The organism is Pseudomonas sp. SK (genome assembly GCF_012975065.1).
Lineage (GTDB): Bacteria > Pseudomonadota > Gammaproteobacteria > Pseudomonadales > Pseudomonadaceae > Aquipseudomonas > Aquipseudomonas anuradhapurensis.
In genome coordinates, this window is record NZ_CP051857.1 from 3,328,903 (window position 1) to 3,345,104 (window position 16,202).

At 58.0% G+C, this 16,202-nt stretch carries 15 protein-coding genes and 1 pseudogene; 7 read left to right on the top strand and 9 right to left on the bottom strand.

Annotated features, from left to right (window positions below):
• The first annotated feature begins 1 nt into the window (after window position 1).
• The 7 genes from tssF (at window position 2) to HG549_RS15270 (ending at window position 6,994) form a co-directional block, all read left to right on the top strand.
• Entirely contained in the window at window positions 2–1,768 is a 1,767-nt protein-coding gene (gene tssF / locus HG549_RS15240) for a type VI secretion system baseplate subunit TssF (protein ID WP_170030335.1), read from the top strand.
• The gene (tssG, locus tag HG549_RS15245) at window positions 1,732–2,748 is read left to right on the top strand and encodes a type VI secretion system baseplate subunit TssG (RefSeq protein ID WP_170030336.1); all 1,017 of its coding nucleotides are present in this window, start codon (window positions 1,732–1,734) and stop codon (window positions 2,746–2,748) included. Before tssF ends, tssG begins: the two co-directional genes overlap by 37 nt.
• The gene (locus HG549_RS15250; protein ID WP_170030337.1) at window positions 2,745–3,305 is read left to right on the top strand and encodes an FHA domain-containing protein; all 561 of its coding nucleotides are present in this window, start codon (window positions 2,745–2,747) and stop codon (window positions 3,303–3,305) included. The genes tssG and HG549_RS15250 overlap by 4 nt, the downstream gene beginning before the upstream one ends.
• On the top strand, window positions 3,302–4,096 hold the full coding sequence (gene tssJ / locus HG549_RS15255) for a type VI secretion system lipoprotein TssJ (protein WP_170030338.1): 795 nt from the start codon (window positions 3,302–3,304) through the stop codon (window positions 4,094–4,096). Before HG549_RS15250 ends, tssJ begins: the two co-directional genes overlap by 4 nt.
• 51 nt (window positions 4,097–4,147) lie before the next feature.
• Window positions 4,148–5,485: a type VI secretion system baseplate subunit TssK gene (tssK, locus tag HG549_RS15260; protein ID WP_170030339.1), complete on the top strand. Its 1,338-nt coding sequence runs from the start codon at window positions 4,148–4,150 to the stop codon at window positions 5,483–5,485.
• Window position 5,486: 1 nt separating this feature from the next.
• Window positions 5,487–6,356 carry a type IVB secretion system protein IcmH/DotU gene (icmH, locus tag HG549_RS15265; protein ID WP_170030340.1) on the top strand — a complete coding sequence of 290 codons (870 nt, stop codon included), beginning with the start codon at window positions 5,487–5,489 and terminating at the stop codon, window positions 6,354–6,356.
• Window positions 6,357–6,484: 128 nt separating this feature from the next.
• The gene (locus HG549_RS15270; protein WP_170030341.1) at window positions 6,485–6,994 is read left to right on the top strand and encodes an Hcp family type VI secretion system effector; all 510 of its coding nucleotides are present in this window, start codon (window positions 6,485–6,487) and stop codon (window positions 6,992–6,994) included.
• 365 nt (window positions 6,995–7,359) lie between these two features.
• Here HG549_RS15270 and HG549_RS15275 read toward each other — a convergent pair whose 3' ends face one another.
• The 9 genes and pseudogenes from HG549_RS15275 to HG549_RS15315 all read right to left on the bottom strand — a co-directional run bounded on the left by HG549_RS15275 (window position 7,360) and on the right by HG549_RS15315 (window position 16,111).
• Window positions 7,360–7,791, bottom strand: coding sequence for a DUF4265 domain-containing protein (locus HG549_RS15275; protein WP_170030342.1), 432 nt, complete (start codon window positions 7,789–7,791; stop codon window positions 7,360–7,362).
• Entirely contained in the window at window positions 7,757–8,104 is a 348-nt protein-coding gene (locus tag HG549_RS15280; RefSeq protein WP_170030343.1) for a hypothetical protein, read from the bottom strand. Before HG549_RS15280 ends, HG549_RS15275 begins: the two co-directional genes overlap by 35 nt.
• A gap of 194 nt (window positions 8,105–8,298) precedes the next feature.
• A complete protein-coding gene (locus HG549_RS15285; RefSeq protein ID WP_170030344.1) occupies window positions 8,299–8,844 on the bottom strand; it encodes a hypothetical protein in 546 nt (181 codons plus the stop codon).
• Between the two features lie 264 nt (window positions 8,845–9,108).
• Window positions 9,109–9,414, bottom strand: coding sequence for a hypothetical protein (locus HG549_RS15290; RefSeq protein WP_256665910.1), 306 nt, complete (start codon window positions 9,412–9,414; stop codon window positions 9,109–9,111).
• A 205-nt stretch (window positions 9,415–9,619) separates the two neighbouring features.
• Entirely contained in the window at window positions 9,620–9,952 is a 333-nt protein-coding gene (locus tag HG549_RS15295) for a hypothetical protein (RefSeq protein WP_170030345.1), read from the bottom strand.
• Window positions 9,953–10,273: 321 nt separating this feature from the next.
• A pseudogene (locus tag HG549_RS26355) lies at window positions 10,274–10,558 on the bottom strand (hypothetical protein); the annotation flags it as partial.
• Window positions 10,559–10,814: 256 nt separating this feature from the next.
• Window positions 10,815–11,144, bottom strand: a complete 330-nt coding sequence (locus HG549_RS15305; RefSeq protein ID WP_170030347.1) for a hypothetical protein — start codon at window positions 11,142–11,144, stop codon at window positions 10,815–10,817.
• 90 nt (window positions 11,145–11,234) lie between these two features.
• Complete coding sequence (locus HG549_RS15310) at window positions 11,235–15,911, bottom strand: RHS repeat-associated core domain-containing protein (protein ID WP_170030348.1); 4,677 nt, start codon at window positions 15,909–15,911, stop codon at window positions 11,235–11,237.
• The gene (locus tag HG549_RS15315; protein WP_170029411.1) at window positions 15,908–16,111 is read right to left on the bottom strand and encodes a hypothetical protein; all 204 of its coding nucleotides are present in this window, start codon (window positions 16,109–16,111) and stop codon (window positions 15,908–15,910) included. The genes HG549_RS15310 and HG549_RS15315 overlap by 4 nt, the downstream gene beginning before the upstream one ends.
• Window positions 16,112–16,202 lie beyond the last annotated feature (91 nt).

A 16,202-nucleotide genomic window follows, 5' to 3' on the forward strand; every position in this document is an offset into this window, starting at 1 on the left:
CATGTCCCTGAAGGACAGATTCAGCGAAGAACTGCATTACCTGCACGAATTGGGAAACGACTTCGTCAAGGACAACCCACAACTGGCGCGGTTGCTTGGCAACGGGGGAAGCGACCCGGACGTCGAGCGCCTGATGGAAGCGTTCGCATTTCTCACAGCCAGGTTGAGGCTGAAGCTGGAAGACGACCTGCCGGAATTGATCCACCCCATGCTGCAGTTGCTGTGGCCCAACTACCTTCGGCCCCTGCCCAGCGTGACGATTATCCAGTTCATGCCACGCATGCAGGCGCTCAGCCAGGCACAACAGATTGCCAAAGGCTCGCGGCTGTTCTCAAAGCCGGTGGACGGTGTCGCCTGCGAGTTTCGCACCTGCACCCCGGTGAGTATCCATCCGTTCGAAATCGACGCGGTTGGCACAACCCAGACCCTCGACAGCGCAGTGGTCCGCATCCGCCTGCAAACGCTGGTCGAACGCCCCCTGGATACCCTGGGCTGTACCAGCCTCGACTTTCACCTCGGCGGCGATCAGCGTACCGCCCGTACGTTGTACCTATGGATCTCGCAGTACCTCGAGCATGTCTGCGTCACCGTCAATGGCCAAGTCCGCCGGTTGCCGGCCAGCAGCCTCGTTTTCCCCGGTTTCAGCGCTGATGAAGCCCTGCTGCCTTACCCGAAAAATGTCTTTGATGGTTACCGGATCCTGCAGGAATATTTCATGTTCGCGCAGCGCTTCCATTTTTTCACCATCACCGGGCTGGACAGGCTTTGGCCCGCAGAGCAAAGCAAGCAGGTCGACATCGAGTTCCACTTCAGCCGCCTGCTACCTGATTCGCTGCGTATCGGCAAAGCAGATTTCAAGCTGTTCTGCACCCCGGCGGTCAACCTGTTCGAACACAGCGCCGAGCCCATCGACCTGTCCAGCAGCAAGGCCCAGTTCGAGCTCAAGCCCAAAGGCACGGAGCAGTATGCTCACGAGATCTTCAGCGTCGATGCGGTCACCAGCACCCGCACCACCGCAGACGGGAGCATCGGCGAACACCTCAGAACCTTCAGGCCATTCGAGTCGTTCGCCCACGAAATCGAACACGTTCAAGGCCGAACGGCGTTGTATTACCGCTACACGCTCGAAGAATCCTTGCGCGGCCATGGCGTCACTCACCGCATCGCCTTTGTCCGCGCGGATGCCAACGCCTATATCGGCGAGCTGGAAACCGCGTCCATCGACCTGACCTGCACCAATCGCGACCTGCCGCTGGCCTTGGGCATCGATGACATCAACGTGCTCACCGAGGCCACGCCTCCTCTCGCCACCTACACCAACATCTGTGCGCCGTCCCGCCCTTATCGCCCGGTGCTGGACGGACAGTTGCAATGGGCGTTGATTTCCAACATGTCACTCAACTACCTGTCGCTGCTATCGGTCGATCCACTGAAAGCGGTGATACGCGCGTATGACTTCGCCGCTCTGCACGACATCCAGCACGCTCGCACCACGCGCAAGCACCTCGACGGCATCCGCGAGATCCATACAGAGCCCTTGGACTGGCTGATACAAGGGCAGCCCATTCGCGGGCTGCTTACCCGCCTGAAGCTGGACCAGGCTGCCTTTCTCTGTGAAGGCGACCTCTACCTGTTCAGTTGCGCGCTGGCCCACTTCTTCGCGCTGTACGCCAGCATCAACTCCTTCCACCAACTGGAAGTAATCAACATCACCAACAACGAGCACTACACATGGCCACTGCAGACCGGCAAACAACCACTGATCTAGCCGACAGACTGCTCGCCGATGCGCACCAGTACAACTTCTTCCAATTGCTGGAGCGCTTGTACGGACTGCACGGCGATGACCTTGAACCGCGCTGGCCAAGCGAGGCCACCCGGTTGCGAGTGCGACTTGCCAGCGACCCGCGGCTGACCTTCCCCGTTTCGGACGTATACAAGGCCGAACGCATGCCTGGCCAGGAACAGCGCTACCGTGTGTGCACTACCTTCATGGGCTTGCACGGCACCGACTCGCCGTTGCCGACCTATTACCTGGAACAGGTGGCGTACGAACATGCACAGGGTATCGGTATACGCCCGGCATTCTTCGACTTCTTCAACCATTACCTGCTCAGCCTGCTGCATCGCATCTGGCGTAAATACCGCTACTACATCCGTTTCCAGCCGGGAGCCACCGATGGCTTCTCACAGTACATTTTTGCGCTGCTCGGCCTGAACGACAGGCAGTTGCGGGGAAACACCGCGCTGCCGTGGAGCCGCCTGCTCAGCTTCGCTGGAGTCATTGCCAGCCGCAGCCGTGCGCCAGGAACCGTCGCCGGCATCATTGCCCACTGTTTCGACCTCGAGCAGGTCCACATTCGCGAGTTCGAAACGCGTTCGGTATCCACCACGCTGAAGCAATTGGCCTGCCTTGGTCGGCGTAATGGCGAACTGGGCCGCACATTCATGCTGGGCAGCCGCACGCGTACCCGCAGCAGCAAGTTCACCATCGTGATTGGCGAACTCGACCAGACGCAGCTGCATGATCTGCTTCCGGGCGGCGTCAACTTCGACCGCTTGCGCGCGCTGATCGATCTATTGCTGCGCGATGGCCTGGCCTATGACCTGGAGCTGCGCCTGAAGCGCAACGCGCTATCGCCATTCTGCCTGCACCGCAGCCAAGGGGCCTACCTGGGCTGGACCAGCTTTGTCGATGACCGCCACGGCCGGGTCAGCCCTGTTGTCCGCTTTCGGGGGCGCGCATGAGCAGCTTGACCTTGAGCGTTATCAATCTCGACCAATTGCAGCACAGCGTAACAGCGCGGCACCGGTTTGACCGCACGGGCGGCACCATCGGCAGCGAAGCGGCTACTTGGCTGATCAATGACCGCGAGCAGAGCGTGGCGCCCATCCACTGCGAAATCCGCTGGATCGAGAACAGCTTCTGTGTAATTGACCACTGTAACCGCACCTACCTGAACGACAGCAATGTCAGCCTGGGCAAGCGCCCTGCGCGACGGCTTGTCGAGGGCGACCAGCTTCGTATCGGCAGCTATCGGCTGCTGGTTCAGAGGGTACACGCCGACGCATGCCTGGAAGCGCTGTTCGCCCCTGACCACAGCGTACTGGACCAGTTGCTCGCCGAGACGTCGGCGCTGGCCTGGCAACCCAGCCCTGCAGCGCCCCAGGCGACCAGCGAGATCTGCTCGGTCTTCAACTGCGACACCGGGAAAGATCCTCTGGCGGCACTGGACGCCGTTGCAGTGGCCGGGCCATCGTCGCAGAACCCGCTGCAGCGTCTGATTGCAGGAGAAGGCGCATGACCCGACACCTGTTCACCGCCGCCCTTTCCACCGCGCTGATTGCGCTTGCTGGCTGTACCACCCTGAGCAGGATGAGCCAGGTGGCCATGGACCCTACGCTGCCCATCGGGCTGCCCAAGGATCACCCGACCACGGTTGCATTCAGCATCAACGCCAGCCCGACCCTCAATAGCAACCCGAACAGCCTTGACCCAAGCGCCGAACCTGAGACAGCTCTGGAACCCAGCCCCTACGCCGTTAGCCTGAGCGCGAGTGACCCTTACGTTCTGGCCGAAAATGTCGGGACCCTGTTCGAATACCTTCAGGAGCAATTTCCTGCAACCCCGGCCGTGGTACTGGCCGAGGAAGACGGCACTGGTCCGGTTCGCTCACCGCTGGAGGAAAGCACACCCGGCAATTACGACGACTCGACGGTAGTCCTGAGCGTGCCGCGTACCACGACCGTGGCCAGCGAGGCAGTGGCGACACCCATCGCCATCAAGATCCTGCAGCTGCGTGACGACTCGCTGCTACGCAACAGCGTCTATCAATTGCTGGACCAGGACCCTGCCAAAGCCCTGCGCAGCACCTACATCCGTGACGACGATTACCTGCTGCGGCCCGGCCAGTTCAAGTTCATCCCCTTTGCCCCGATTGAGCCTGACACTCGCTTCGTTGCAGTCATCGGCGACTACCGAAGCCAGGAAAACGCCACCTGGCAGCAAGTGCTCCGCATTCCGCCACGTGGGCACCAGATCATCCTGTCGGTGTTGGTAAACGACACCCAGATCCTGCTCAAGGAGGAGGATTGATGAGGCCGGCAATCCTTCCCATTTCGCTTACTCGCGCTGACTGGAGTGCCCATGACTACACGTAATCCTGTTCTCTGGCCCGAAGGCCTGTTCGTCAAGCCGCAGCATTTTCAGCAGGCAGCCCGGGCCAGCGAAGCTGCCTTGCAGCAACGCCTGGGTAACCTCAACGCAGCCTTTTATGGCTTCAGCGAACTGCAGCTGAATGACGAATATCTCAGCCTTGGCAAAATCGCCATTACCCGAGCCCGGGGCATCATGCCAGATGGCACGGTGTTCGATATTCCCGCTGATCTGCCGCCGCCCCCACCGCTGGAAATCGAAGATGACGGTTCGAGAGACAGCGAGGTCTATCTATGCCTGCCCTTGCGCACCAATGGCGGCCGTGAAGTGAGTTGGCCCGACAACGCTGGAAATCTGCGCTACATCGCTCAGGCCCATGAAATCAAGGACACTCACAGCGCTGACGGTGACCTGGTACAGGTCGACCTGGCCGTCCCCAACCTGCAGCTCAAACGCAAGACCGAAGACAGCGGCGCCTATACCCGCCTGGCCCTGGCACGTATCCTGGAGCGTCGTCCCGACGGCAGCCTGCAGCTGGACGAAGCGTTCTACCCCACCTGTGTCTCGGTACGGGCGATACCGGCGCTGCAGCGCTTCCTGGAAGAAATCACCAATACCTTGCGCGAACGTGGGCGCAACCTTGCCGCACGCCTCGGCGGGGGGCGCCAGTCGGGTATTGCCGACATCCGCGACTTCAACCTGCTGCAAGCCATGAACCGCTGGTGGCCCTGCTTCCAGCACCTGGCCAGGCAAGCCCAGACACACCCCGAGCAGCTCTATCTGTGCATGAGCCAGGCCTGCGGTGAATTCGTGACGTTCACCGACCCCAATCGGTTGCCGCAGGAATACCCCGCCTATCACCACACCGCGCTGCGCACCTCGTTCCAGCCACTGCAGGACACGCTACGCCGGGCACTGAGTACCGTGCTGCAACCACGTGCCGTGTCATTGCCACTGGAAACGCTGGGCTACGGCGTGATGAAGGCCACGCTGGACGACCGCCGGCTGATTGATGAGGCCGAGTTCGTCATCGCGGTGGGCGCCCATCTGCCACCGCCGGTGTTACGCCAGATGTTCGTGCACAAAGCCAAGATCACTTCGCTGGACTCACTGGAGGAACTGGTGCCGTTGCAACTGCCCGGCATCCCGTTGAACCCCTTGCCGGTGGCGCCCCGCGACCTGCCCTTCCATGCAGGCTTCAGCTACTTCGAACTGGACCGGCGTGATCCAGCCTGGGCATGCATGAGAACGGCAAACGGCTTCGGCATCCATATCGCAGGGGACTTCCCCGGGCTTGAACTGCAGTTCTGGGCGATCAGGAGTGAATGAGATGAAAGGCAGCCACATCATCTCCACCGACGCCACAGGTGTTGAAAGCACACTGCTGCAGGCGCTGCTCGGCAAGCCGTTGCCCCTTGAGCCAACTGCCTCGGCCAAGCCCGAAGCCTCAGCGCAAACGCCACCGCCGGAACAGGTTGATGAAGGCTACCCGGCAGATCCGCAATTTCAACTACGGGGCGGCTATGACAACCTCATGCTGGATGCTGCGGCACCACTGTTCGGGCTGGTCATACGCCTGCGCACGCTGGATCAGCTGCCCGATATCCAGCGAGTGCACCAGCAAGTGCGCAACCAGATCGAAAATATCCAGGAGGAGATCCGCCAGCATGGCTACGAGCCCGCCCAGGCGCTCGCCTATTCCTACGCCCTGTGCCTGTACATCGATGAAGCGGTCATGGAAAGGCCGTGGGGCAAGAACAGTTGCTGGAGCCAGGAACCCCTGCTGAGCATCTTCCACGACGAAACCTGGGGTGGCGAAAAATTCTTCACGGTGTTGGCTCGCCTGATGCAGGAACCCGCACGTTATCAGGACGTACTGGAGTTCATGTACTTCGCATTGTGCCTAGGGCTGAAGGGCAAGTACGCCATCGCGCCAAAAGGCGAAGAAACGCTGAACGCGCTGATCCACCAACTTCACGGGATGCTCCGTAAGCTACGGGGCCCTGCCCCCGAAGCAGTATGCGACCCCTACACCCATGTCGCGCCGCGAAACCTCCGCGTGAACCGGCAATGGCCGTGGTGGAGTCCCCTGGTGATTTCCCTGGTCGCCATGGCAGTGGCCTACGGGATCTACAGCTATCGCCTGCACTTGATTACCACCGAAGTACTGGAATCCCTCAACGGCATTTTGCAGCCGTAATCCAGCGGAACCCATCCTTGGCTTCAACGAATTAGCGAGGCGTGCGCCTCGTTGACAAGCCCATCGTTCCCGATGGCCATGCCCTTGCGAAACAACGGCATGTAACCCGTGTAAATCTGGAGTACATAATGGCCTCACCCGCATATTTGAAAGTCAACGGCAAAGTGCAAGGCGATATCAGCGAAGGTGCAAGCACTGCGGCGTCGATCGGCAATATCTATCAGTCCGAATTTGAAAGTGAAATCATGTTGCAGAAGGTCGAACATGAAATCAATACACCGATCGATCCACAGAACGGCCAACCGTCTGGCAAGCGTGTGCATGGGCCGTACAAGGTGACCTTCACGACGAACAAATCCAAGCCGCTGTTACTGGAAGCAATCTGCAAGGCAGAGCTATTGCCAGAAGTGACGATCAAGCAATTTCGCGCCACCAGCGAAGACCCCAATGAGCACTATTACACAACGACACTTACGGACGCGACAATTATCAAGATGCGCACCGAGCAGCCTCATGCACAAGAAGTAACCTCCACGCCCCGGCATCAAGAGGTGGAACTTTGGTTTTCCTATCGAAAGATAACGGAATGCCACGAAATCTGCGGCACCGAAGGGTCTGACGACTGGCAACAATCCTGACACCCAACCACGCGTCCAGGGCATTGGATGATCCGGACGGCTTCGCCGCCCGGACACCTGGATGGCAGGCGGCGCTACGTTGCTCGTCGTAGTCGTAACGGTCCTCGCTGTCATCGGCGTGCACATGGCGCACCACATTTCTTGCGCTCGCCACGGAAGATCCACTGCGAGCGCTCATCCGGATAGCGCACGCGGTACAAGTGGCCAAGAATGTCGTAGTAGTACCAGGCGTCCTGTTCTTTGGCATCTGCGACAAGGTCAGACGAAAGTTTTCCTCCAATTCCAGCGGGCGTCGTGACTGCCGTTGCAATTCCATAGGTAGAGGGGGAGGTATAGTGCTAGATTTGTCTACAACCTGCCCCACTTTATTGGCGAACCATTCCATATTCGTAGTCCAACACCCCAACATTACTTTTTTCTTCTAGAAAACCCACAACCAAATCAAAATCAACATGCTTAGGAACATTTATCGCAAAAAATTTCTTGCTCATGCCTTCCCACGAGCAACCCATATTAGCGATATCATCCATTATCAGCCGCGACACGCTTTCGTCATTACTATAAAAAATCACCCGCACAGTACTACCCCCTTCATCGGAGATTACCGCATTGAACAGCAACTCATTGTCACTACCTATAGAAGTACTAACCTCATCACCCAGACATATTTTCTTAGAATAAAATGGTATATTCTTTATTCTATATTTATTTTTGCCCTTTTTTTCAGCCCACACGCTCTCCATAGAGACTGGCGGATAACCATCAAAAACTTCCAGCTTTAGAAACACTTTTTCCATCGCTTAACCCAAAGTTCACAGGAGTCGCTTTTTCAATATTGCATAGCCTACACAGTACTTGTCCATTTTCTGGCGTACCAGAACCACCTTTAGATTGCATCTGGTGCCAGCCACCGCCCGGCCCCGGGTCATCCTGGTGGTGCGCGGTGGAGTGCTTGTGCAGACGACGGCCCAGCGCGTCGTAGCTGTACACCACGCTGAGCTTGTCATCATCGAAGCGCACCAAACGGTCGAACAGGTCCCAGCTGAGGCGCGCCTTTTCGCCGTTGTGCAGGCGATGGATCAGGTTGCCATCCACCCGCTCAGCCAGCATGCCAGCGGCGTTATAGGCCCAGGTGGTACAGCGATCGAACGCATCGACATGGTCCAGCAGACGGTTTTCGGAGCCGCGCTCGAAAGGCCGTCCTGGTGGCACAGTTTAGGCATAGCGCCTTAACTGTGCTGGCACAATCAAACGAATAAAATCATCTTGCTAGTTACAGTAGCTTCGCGGGCCAAGCTTATATATCAGTGTGATACTTTCGGTGCATACCCAGGGCTGGCATTTAGAGGTTTCCTCACCCCAAACCCTAAAAACAGGTGCCAGTTTTTACCAGACGCCAGCGCACCGTCCGTCCAATAATACCTATCCCAAAGCCCACCCGTTCCACCCTCAGAACTAACAACCCCCTTATTCGCACACTTCTTGAGCAACTTATTCAAAACCTTCCCAACTAGTTTTTCACTTTCAGATGAGTCACCATTAAAAATGGTCGCACCAATAGCATTTTCATCATCGCGCCCATAAGTCACATCAACAAAACCCACTATATCGGCACGACTAACTTCTTTTTTAGGCTTATCTGAAAATGTAAAATCTTTCTTTGCCCCAATTAAAATCCTAAGCTTTCGGGATGAGTTAATTAAAACCTCACTACTAGCGTCCACCGACTCAATAAGCGCGAAGGGTTCCTCAGAACTGACAGACATGAACAAGTCAAGCCCCGACTCCTCTTTAAGCTTATTAACAAGACAGGCATACTCTGCAAAAGTAATAAATATTGTCTTTTCCACAGACCACCTTATGGACACGGTTTATTATAAGCGCGAAACTGCACTTCATCCGGCACATCTTTTCCCTGAGTCTTGGTCCTCAAGTCTTCCATTGCCTTCTTCTCACGAGCAACAGGCATTACACCATCCGCCTTAACTTTCCCTACGTTGCCGTAAACTAATTTACCGTTGACGTCTTCGCAGCTTCGTGCCGGTGGTCCAGGCACAACGAAACAGCCCGATCCGCCTGCTGCGCCAGCCGGACTGGAGCGACCAGGAATACGATTACCTTGTGGCCGTCGGGGCGAACGGTCGCGATACGGTTGTTGAGCACGTCGTACTCATGTTGCCCAGGGCGTCGATCACGTCGTAGTCGCCGGTCTTCACGCCATTGCTGTTGGCGTACTGGTACAGCAACTCCAGGTCGCCCTTGCCGGGTTTCGGCGGCTCAGGGAAAGTGCCGGCCTCGCTCGCCGCGCCGATTTGGGCGAACTGCGCGGCGTGGGCAGTGATGTCCAGCTTGGCCAGGAGGTTGATGTTGTCCTTCAGCGCGCGGATCTCAATGTCGACTACACCGGGTGCCAACGGCATCCCGCCTGATTACCGATCATGCACCACAATCGCCATGTTCTTCCGTAATGAGGGCAGGGCTTGGCTATAATCAAACCCTTTTTCCGCTGATCAATTTACGCAAGTGATTTTAATCACACCCGAATAGACCTGTAGCCCTTAATTCAAACACCACGCAACTAAAAGTGCTCTGCACACAAATTCAAAATATTGCAACTCTGCACCCTCATTGATTAATTGCTCTGATTTGCGTCAACGCCTTTTCTAAAATTTTCATGTCCGGCGGAACATTATCCCTTGCCTTAGACTTAATCCAACGGAGATAAGGGCTCTTCGCACCGCTTACCAATTTTCGCCCTTCATCCGTCATCTCGCTAATTTTTACGGTTCTTTTGATGAAAGAGAGCTTATCGTCAACCAGCTCACATACAACTAATCCATTATCTTGTAAAAACTTGAACAGATATCGAAAGCCTTCCTCTGTACGCAGCTGCCACTCTGGAACTTCTGAGTAGGCGCTAATTATCTCATCCACATCCCAAAGAATATAATCATCCATATTAAGGCCTCCTCACAAGTCTAGAAATCCCGACAACTAGCACCAGGTCTCCTGTGGTCCTGTCTTTCACGAACGTTCCACCTTTGGCTCTAATCCTAGCTTCTTTCTCTATCTGCGCCTGTTTGTCAGCGGTCATACTGGTTATCTCATACGCAGTGGCCTGCCCATTTTCAATGACTATCGTATCCACACGCCGATGTTCTCCCGTATCAGTATCGACAACCGACCGTCTGTCAGATCCACGCAAGTAACACTCACTTTGGATTTTTGCATTTGGATTCTTCTGAAGCAGCTCCGCGTCAAACTCTCTATGCCTTCTAGGATCAGGTTGCTGCGTTCGTCGTACTGGTAGTGGGTCCCGGCGTATTCACGCAGCAGGTTGTCCATCAGCTTGTTGCGCCGCGGGTCGCTTTCCAGCGGGCGATTCAGCTCCTGGGCCTTGTCGTCCAGCAGGTTGCCGGCCGGGTCGAAGGCAAAGGTTTCGACACCGAGACGGCTGGTGGCTTTTAGCAGGCGGCCAGCCGGGTCCCAGCTCTGGGCCTGCATCAGCTGGTTGCCCTGATGCCGCAAAACCTCGCGGTGCAGGTCATCGCGCTCGTAGGCCAGCTACCTCGGTACCGAGGTGCGGATGGTTGCGGTGTGGCAGTACGAGTACGACTTGCTCAACAACCGTATCGCGACCGTTCGCTTCGATAGCCACAAGGTCAGCGCGCTGACCTACGGCAGCGGTCACGTGCTGGGCATGCCCCTCGACCAGCATGTTACTGATGCTCGCGGATCAGGTTGCCCGTCTGGTCATGGAACTACTGTACTCCTTCGATCTGTACAAGCACCCGGCCAGACAATAGCCATAATGATATATCTAATCAACTCCGAGCTTATGCTTAGCTTGGCAGACGACCCCCCTGAGAAGATCAGCATCGGAACCGGACATTTTTAGACTTTTTATTCCAGCCATCATATCAACCGAGCGACTTAATCCATCAAGCATATATTTCATCCTTCCAACGCCATCTGCGTCTTTGAAATCATAAAACGGGAGTTGCACACGCACTTCAATAACGCTTCGCTGCTTATGATATCTTCTGACCTCAGGATAACTCTTTATAATGTCGTCCGGCATCATTATTGAAATATAACTCCATGTACTTGCACCACATTCAAGAGTAACTCCTTCGAGCAGATCAGACATGACAGCCGCTACCTTCCTCCGGGCCACCTGCGCCCCCGGACCAACCAAAACATCCTGCTCACTTGAAGAATGAAAAATCATAAAATACCTCTAATAATCATTCTTATTTAATGGCGGCCTCTTCCCGCCGCGCGCCGCTTTATATGCAGTAATTTTCTGATTCTGCCAAGCGTGCATCTCCCTTTTTGTCCCGCTCGCCTCTCGCTGCATGTAAACTTTGTTTTCAGATAAATACCTTTGAGTATATCGCCGCTCTTCGCGCGTCGTCTCACCATACTTCATCACTTCATCAGTATCTGCATCTCTCAATGTGTAACCGGTAGCAGGCTTAGTCGAATCAAGACTATTCCCATGAGTACCATCCGACTTACACGGACATGGCTTCGATGGATCTTTCCCCGCCCCAAACTTACCATCCGCCTGACGCGGCTGCCCTTTCCACAACCCTAACGGGTCTACCCACTCGATAGGGTTCGGCGCATACGCAAAAAGGTTCAGGCCACCGGTATAGCTGATCGGGTCCTGATTGATGAACCGCCCAGCCCTCGGATCATAGTACCGATAGCGGTTGTAATGGAGCCCGGTCTCGTGATCGTGGTACTGCCCCTGGAACCGTATCGGGTTGCTCAGACCGACTTGCTTGGCCCAATCCGAGCGGGTTTCCTTGGCCTCACCCCACGCCTTGTACTGCGCCGTCCACGCCACTTCGCCATTGTGGTCGGTGAGCTCCATCGGCGTACCAAGGTGGTCACACTGGTACCAGAGAATCGCATCGAATGCCTGCGGCTTGACCTCGGTGTGCCACAGCGGGTCCTGATCAAAATCGTATTCCCGGTCGCTCCAGTCTGGCTGGCGCAGCAGGCGGATCGGGCTGTTTCGTTGTGCCTGGACCACCGGCACGAAGCTGCCCGGCTCATACAGGTAATGCACGGTGCGCCCGGTCTCGCCCTCACCCTGCGGCGGTGAGCTTTCCCAAGCCAGGTTATCGCCATCCCAGCCATACAAGGTGTAACCACAACCCAGTTCGCGCTGGCGCTTGGCCCGCTGCATCTGGTTCCAACCGCTACCCGCCCGCGGATCATCCTGGTGGTGCGCGGTGGAGTGCTTGTGCAGACGGCGGCCCAGCGCGTCGTAGCTGTACACCACGCTGAGCTTGTCATCGTCGAAGCGCACCAAACGGTCGAACAGGTCCCAGCTGAGGCGCGCCTTTTCGCCGTTGTGCAGGCGATGGATCAGGTTGCCGCGTTCGTCGTACTGGTAGTGGGTCCCGGCGTATTCACGCAGCAGGTTGTCCATCAGCTTGTTGCGCCGCGGGTCGCTTTCCAGCGGGCGATTCAGCGCCTGGGCCTTGTCGTCCAGCAGGTTACCGGCAGGGTCGAAGGCGAAGGTCTCGACACCCAGGCGACTGGTGGCTTGCAGCAGGCGGCCAACCGGATCGTACCGATAGGCCAGGTGGCCACGACGGGTGTCGTGGATATCGGTCAGCTGACCCACGGCGTCGTGCTGATACTGGCGTTTGAGCAACGTGGACTTGCCGTCGTGACTACCCAGCAATTGCTCTTGCAGACGCCCTGCCGGGTCCCACGTCTGGGTTTGCATCAGTTGGTTGCCCTGATGGCGGACCACTTCACGGTGCAGGTCATCACGCTCGTAGGCCAGCAGTTCATGCTGGTCGAGGGTCATGCCCAGCACGTGGCCGCTGCCGTAGGTGAGCACGCTGACCTTGTGCCCGTCCGGGCGGATGGTCGCGACGCGGTTGTTGAGCACGTCGTACTCGTGCTGCCACACCGCAACCATCGGCACCTCGGTACCGAGGTAGTACTGGTGCTCGCGGGTCAGGTTGCCCGCCTCGTCATGGAACCATTGCAGCTTGCTGGCCGCGTTGATCGCCTGGATCAGGTTGCCGTTGCGGTCATAGGCGAAGGTTTCTTCCTGACGCTGGTCGCCCTGGCTGGCGACTCGGGACGTGATACGGCCCACGGCATCGTAGGTGATATCGATTCGGCGCTGGCCGACCTGGGTGCTGGCCAGCCGACCACTGTCCGGGTCGTACCGGTAGCGGGTAATCAGGCCATCGAAGCCCTTCTCTTCCAGCAAGCGGTCCATGGGGTCATAGAGGAAACTGACCTTGCTGTCGTTCTGGTTCTCCAGCCCGATCAAGCGCCCGAGTTTGTCCCAGCGATAGCGTAAGGTGTGCTCGTTGGCATCGACCCGCTCAGCAAGCATGCCGGCGGCGTTGTAAGCCCAGGTGGTGCAGCGATACAGCGCATCGACATGGGCCAGCAGACGGCCCTCGGCGTCACGCTCGAAACGCTCTTCGGTGTTGTCCGGGTGGGTGACCTTCGCCAGCTGGCCAGCCTTGTGCTCGAAAGCCGTCTTGTTGCCAGCGGCATCGATGAACGACACCAAGTGACCCAGATCGTCGTATACCCACTCACTGGTCTTGCCCGAACAGTCGGTGTACGCGATCAGCTGATCCGCTGCGTTGTATGCCAGCTTTTTCTCATTGCCGTTGGCGTCCTTGATCGCTTTCACCAGACCGGAGGGTGTGTAGGCGAACTCGGTCTTGTTGCCCAGTGGGTCGACGGTCTCGACCAGATTGCCCTTCTGGTCGTAGTCCCGCAGCCACAGGCCACCTTCAGCGTCGCATATCTTGATCAGGTTGCGACGGCTGTCGTAGGCAAAATGCGTCTGGCTGTGGTCAGGGCGAATATGGCGAATGACACTGCCTTGCTCGTCGTAGTCATAGCGGTCTTCGCTGCCATCCGGGTGAACGTGGCGCAGCAATTTCTTGCGCTCATCGCGGAACAGCCATTCCGAACGCTCGTCCGGATAACGGATGCGGTACAGGTAGCCAAGGATGTCGTAGTAGTACCAGGTCTCCTGGCCGTGGGCGTCGGTGACGTAGGTCAGGCGGATGTTCTCATCCCACTCCAGCTTGGTGTCGAAGCTGCCGTCGTCGGCCCACTCACGGATGGCCTTGGCATCAAACGCGCTACCATCCCACTCCAGGTTCATGCCGCGGTCCGTGCGGTCGGTGTAACGGGTGACCAGGTGATTCTGGTACTGGTAGTGCCAGGCAGCGCCGTCCTCATCCTGGGCGGCGATGAGGTCGCCCTGATTGTCATAGTGGTAGGCGCACAGCTGACGCAGCGGTTGGCCGTCACGCATTTCCCACAGGCCGGTGATATGGCCGCGGTCATCGATCAAGGTGCCGAGGTGGCGGTGGATCTGGCTCGGCTCATCCTGATAGGTGATGACGTCTGAAAGCACCGGCCGCCCCTCGTGGCGGTGCTCATAATGCAACATACAACCGGCGCCATTGTTGAGCGTGATCCTCTGCAAGTAATAGCGATCACCGACACGCAGGTAGTGCTCCTTGCGGTCGAAGCCTCGGCAGATCACCAGCTCGTTTTCGCGGCTGCGGATCAGCAGCAGGTCCTCGATGGCGTTGAACAGTGACTGCTCCACTTTGGGCAGTTCGAAGGCATGGCTACGACCGTCGAAGTCGTGGAACAGGATGCCCTTGTCGACGACATCGATGCGCGTAGTGAACTCAGTGATCCAGCGCGCCCCAAGGTTGCCCTGGTCGTATTCGGCCAGGCGCGAGTGATAGATGCGCTGCCATTCGATCGGGAATGGGCCTGGCAGGCAGAAATCCGTGTGGATGATGAACTCCGAGCCCAGGGCAAAACTGATGCTGCGCGGAGTGAATGCCATCGTTTCTTCCGGACAGCCTCTTTTCACCGGGCTGGAGGCGCCTTGGGCCTTCGCCTGGGAGCTGCTGACCGCCAACTCACCCTTGCCCTTCTCCCGCTGCACCTGCGTCACGGTCCCCGGCTTGCTCACCCCCGGCTGCCCGTTCCTGTTGCGCTTGCGAAAGCCCTTCACCGCCCCGCTCAGCACATTCAGCATCCAGCCGATGCTCATCTGCGTGCCCGGGTCCGCCAGCTTGTTCAACTGCCGCGCCATCTCCGGCCCCAGCGCGCGCAGTTGCCCGGTGTTGGCCAGCACCTTGGTCTTGATCTGGTCCGGCAGCAGTTTGCTCGTGGCGCTGTTGGCCAGCCCCTTGCCGGCGGCCTTGTAGGCGTTGTGCACGGCACCGAAGATGTTGCTGAACGCCGCCTTCGGGTCGTTGAGCAGCTTGTCGGCGGCGGCGGACACCTGTTTGCCCGCCTTCGACAGGTCACCCTTGGCGTCCAGCTGGCCCAGGGCGACCTTCTCCAGCCCGGTGGCGATCTCGCTGGTCATCTTTATGCCCAACGCGCCGGCGTCGGCCAGGATGCCGGCGATCTTCGGCTGCGCCTTGGCCACGAAGTCGTCGATGGTGCCGGCGATGGTCGCGTTGAGGTGGCCGATCAGTACCTGGATCAGCGAATCGCCCAGCAGCATCTTGGCGCTGTTGCGCAGCTCCTGGCGCACCAGGAACAGGGTCGGGCGCAGGCTCATGCGCGCCGCGGCCATGGTCGGCGGTGCCGGCAGCACGCCGATCAGGTTGATGCCCAGGCTGACCCAGTCGAGCAGCTGGCGGTTCTTGCTCTTGACCAGCGTCACCACGTCGCCCAGGGCATCGACCAGGGCCATGATGTTGCCCACCACCGGCAACGCGCCGGCTACGGTCTTGATCCGTTCGAGGGTGACGTAGCCGCCGCTGACCGACTGCAGCCAGGCATCGAAGGCGGCGGCGCCACGGCCGACGTCCTTGGCGTCGATGGTGTTGAGCGGGGCGACGGCGACCTGGGGTTCGCGTTGTTTGGCGTCGGTCATGCCAGCACCGCACTGTTCGGCAGACCGTAGCAGGCGTTGCCGGACTGGAACGCAGTAAGTTGCAGCAGCAGGTGCTTCAGGTGCAGCGACCGGCGTTCACTGGCCAGCCTGCGACCAGCGGCATGGACGAGGCCCTGGACATCATGCTCCAGGCGGCTGAGGTGCAAGCTGAAAGGGGTCTGGTTCGCGCGGACAAACATCCCTGTCCTCCTTTAATAAGAAACTGTGCCTGTAATACGCGCTCTTCCTGGCGCGTGTAGATGCGGCTTCCGACTATTTATTAATCAACCA

Bases quoted from the DNA above. Each gene is read 5' to 3' on its own strand.
- tssF (WP_170030335.1), top strand. From the start codon at position 2: ATGTCCCTGAAGGACAGATTCAGCGAAGAACTGCATTACCTGCACGAA.
- tssG (WP_170030336.1), top strand. From the start codon at position 1,732: ATGGCCACTGCAGACCGGCAAACAACCACTGATCTAGCCGACAGACTG.
- HG549_RS15250 (WP_170030337.1), top strand. From the start codon at position 2,745: ATGAGCAGCTTGACCTTGAGCGTTATCAATCTCGACCAATTGCAGCAC.
- tssJ (WP_170030338.1), top strand. From the start codon at position 3,302: ATGACCCGACACCTGTTCACCGCCGCCCTTTCCACCGCGCTGATTGCG.
- tssK (WP_170030339.1), top strand. From the start codon at position 4,148: ATGACTACACGTAATCCTGTTCTCTGGCCCGAAGGCCTGTTCGTCAAG.
- icmH (WP_170030340.1), top strand. From the start codon at position 5,487: ATGAAAGGCAGCCACATCATCTCCACCGACGCCACAGGTGTTGAAAGC.
- HG549_RS15270 (WP_170030341.1), top strand. From the start codon at position 6,485: ATGGCCTCACCCGCATATTTGAAAGTCAACGGCAAAGTGCAAGGCGAT.
- HG549_RS15275 (WP_170030342.1), bottom strand. From the start codon at position 7,791: ATGGAAAAAGTGTTTCTAAAGCTGGAAGTTTTTGATGGTTATCCGCCA.
- HG549_RS15280 (WP_170030343.1), bottom strand. From the start codon at position 8,104: ATGCTGGCTGAGCGGGTGGATGGCAACCTGATCCATCGCCTGCACAAC.
- HG549_RS15290 (WP_256665910.1), bottom strand. From the start codon at position 9,414: ATGCCGTTGGCACCCGGTGTAGTCGACATTGAGATCCGCGCGCTGAAG.
- HG549_RS15295 (WP_170030345.1), bottom strand. From the start codon at position 9,952: ATGGATGATTATATTCTTTGGGATGTGGATGAGATAATTAGCGCCTAC.
- HG549_RS15305 (WP_170030347.1), bottom strand. From the start codon at position 11,144: ATGTCTGATCTGCTCGAAGGAGTTACTCTTGAATGTGGTGCAAGTACA.
- HG549_RS15310 (WP_170030348.1), bottom strand. From the start codon at position 15,911: ATGACCGACGCCAAACAACGCGAACCCCAGGTCGCCGTCGCCCCGCTC.
- HG549_RS15315 (WP_170029411.1), bottom strand. From the start codon at position 16,111: ATGTTTGTCCGCGCGAACCAGACCCCTTTCAGCTTGCACCTCAGCCGC.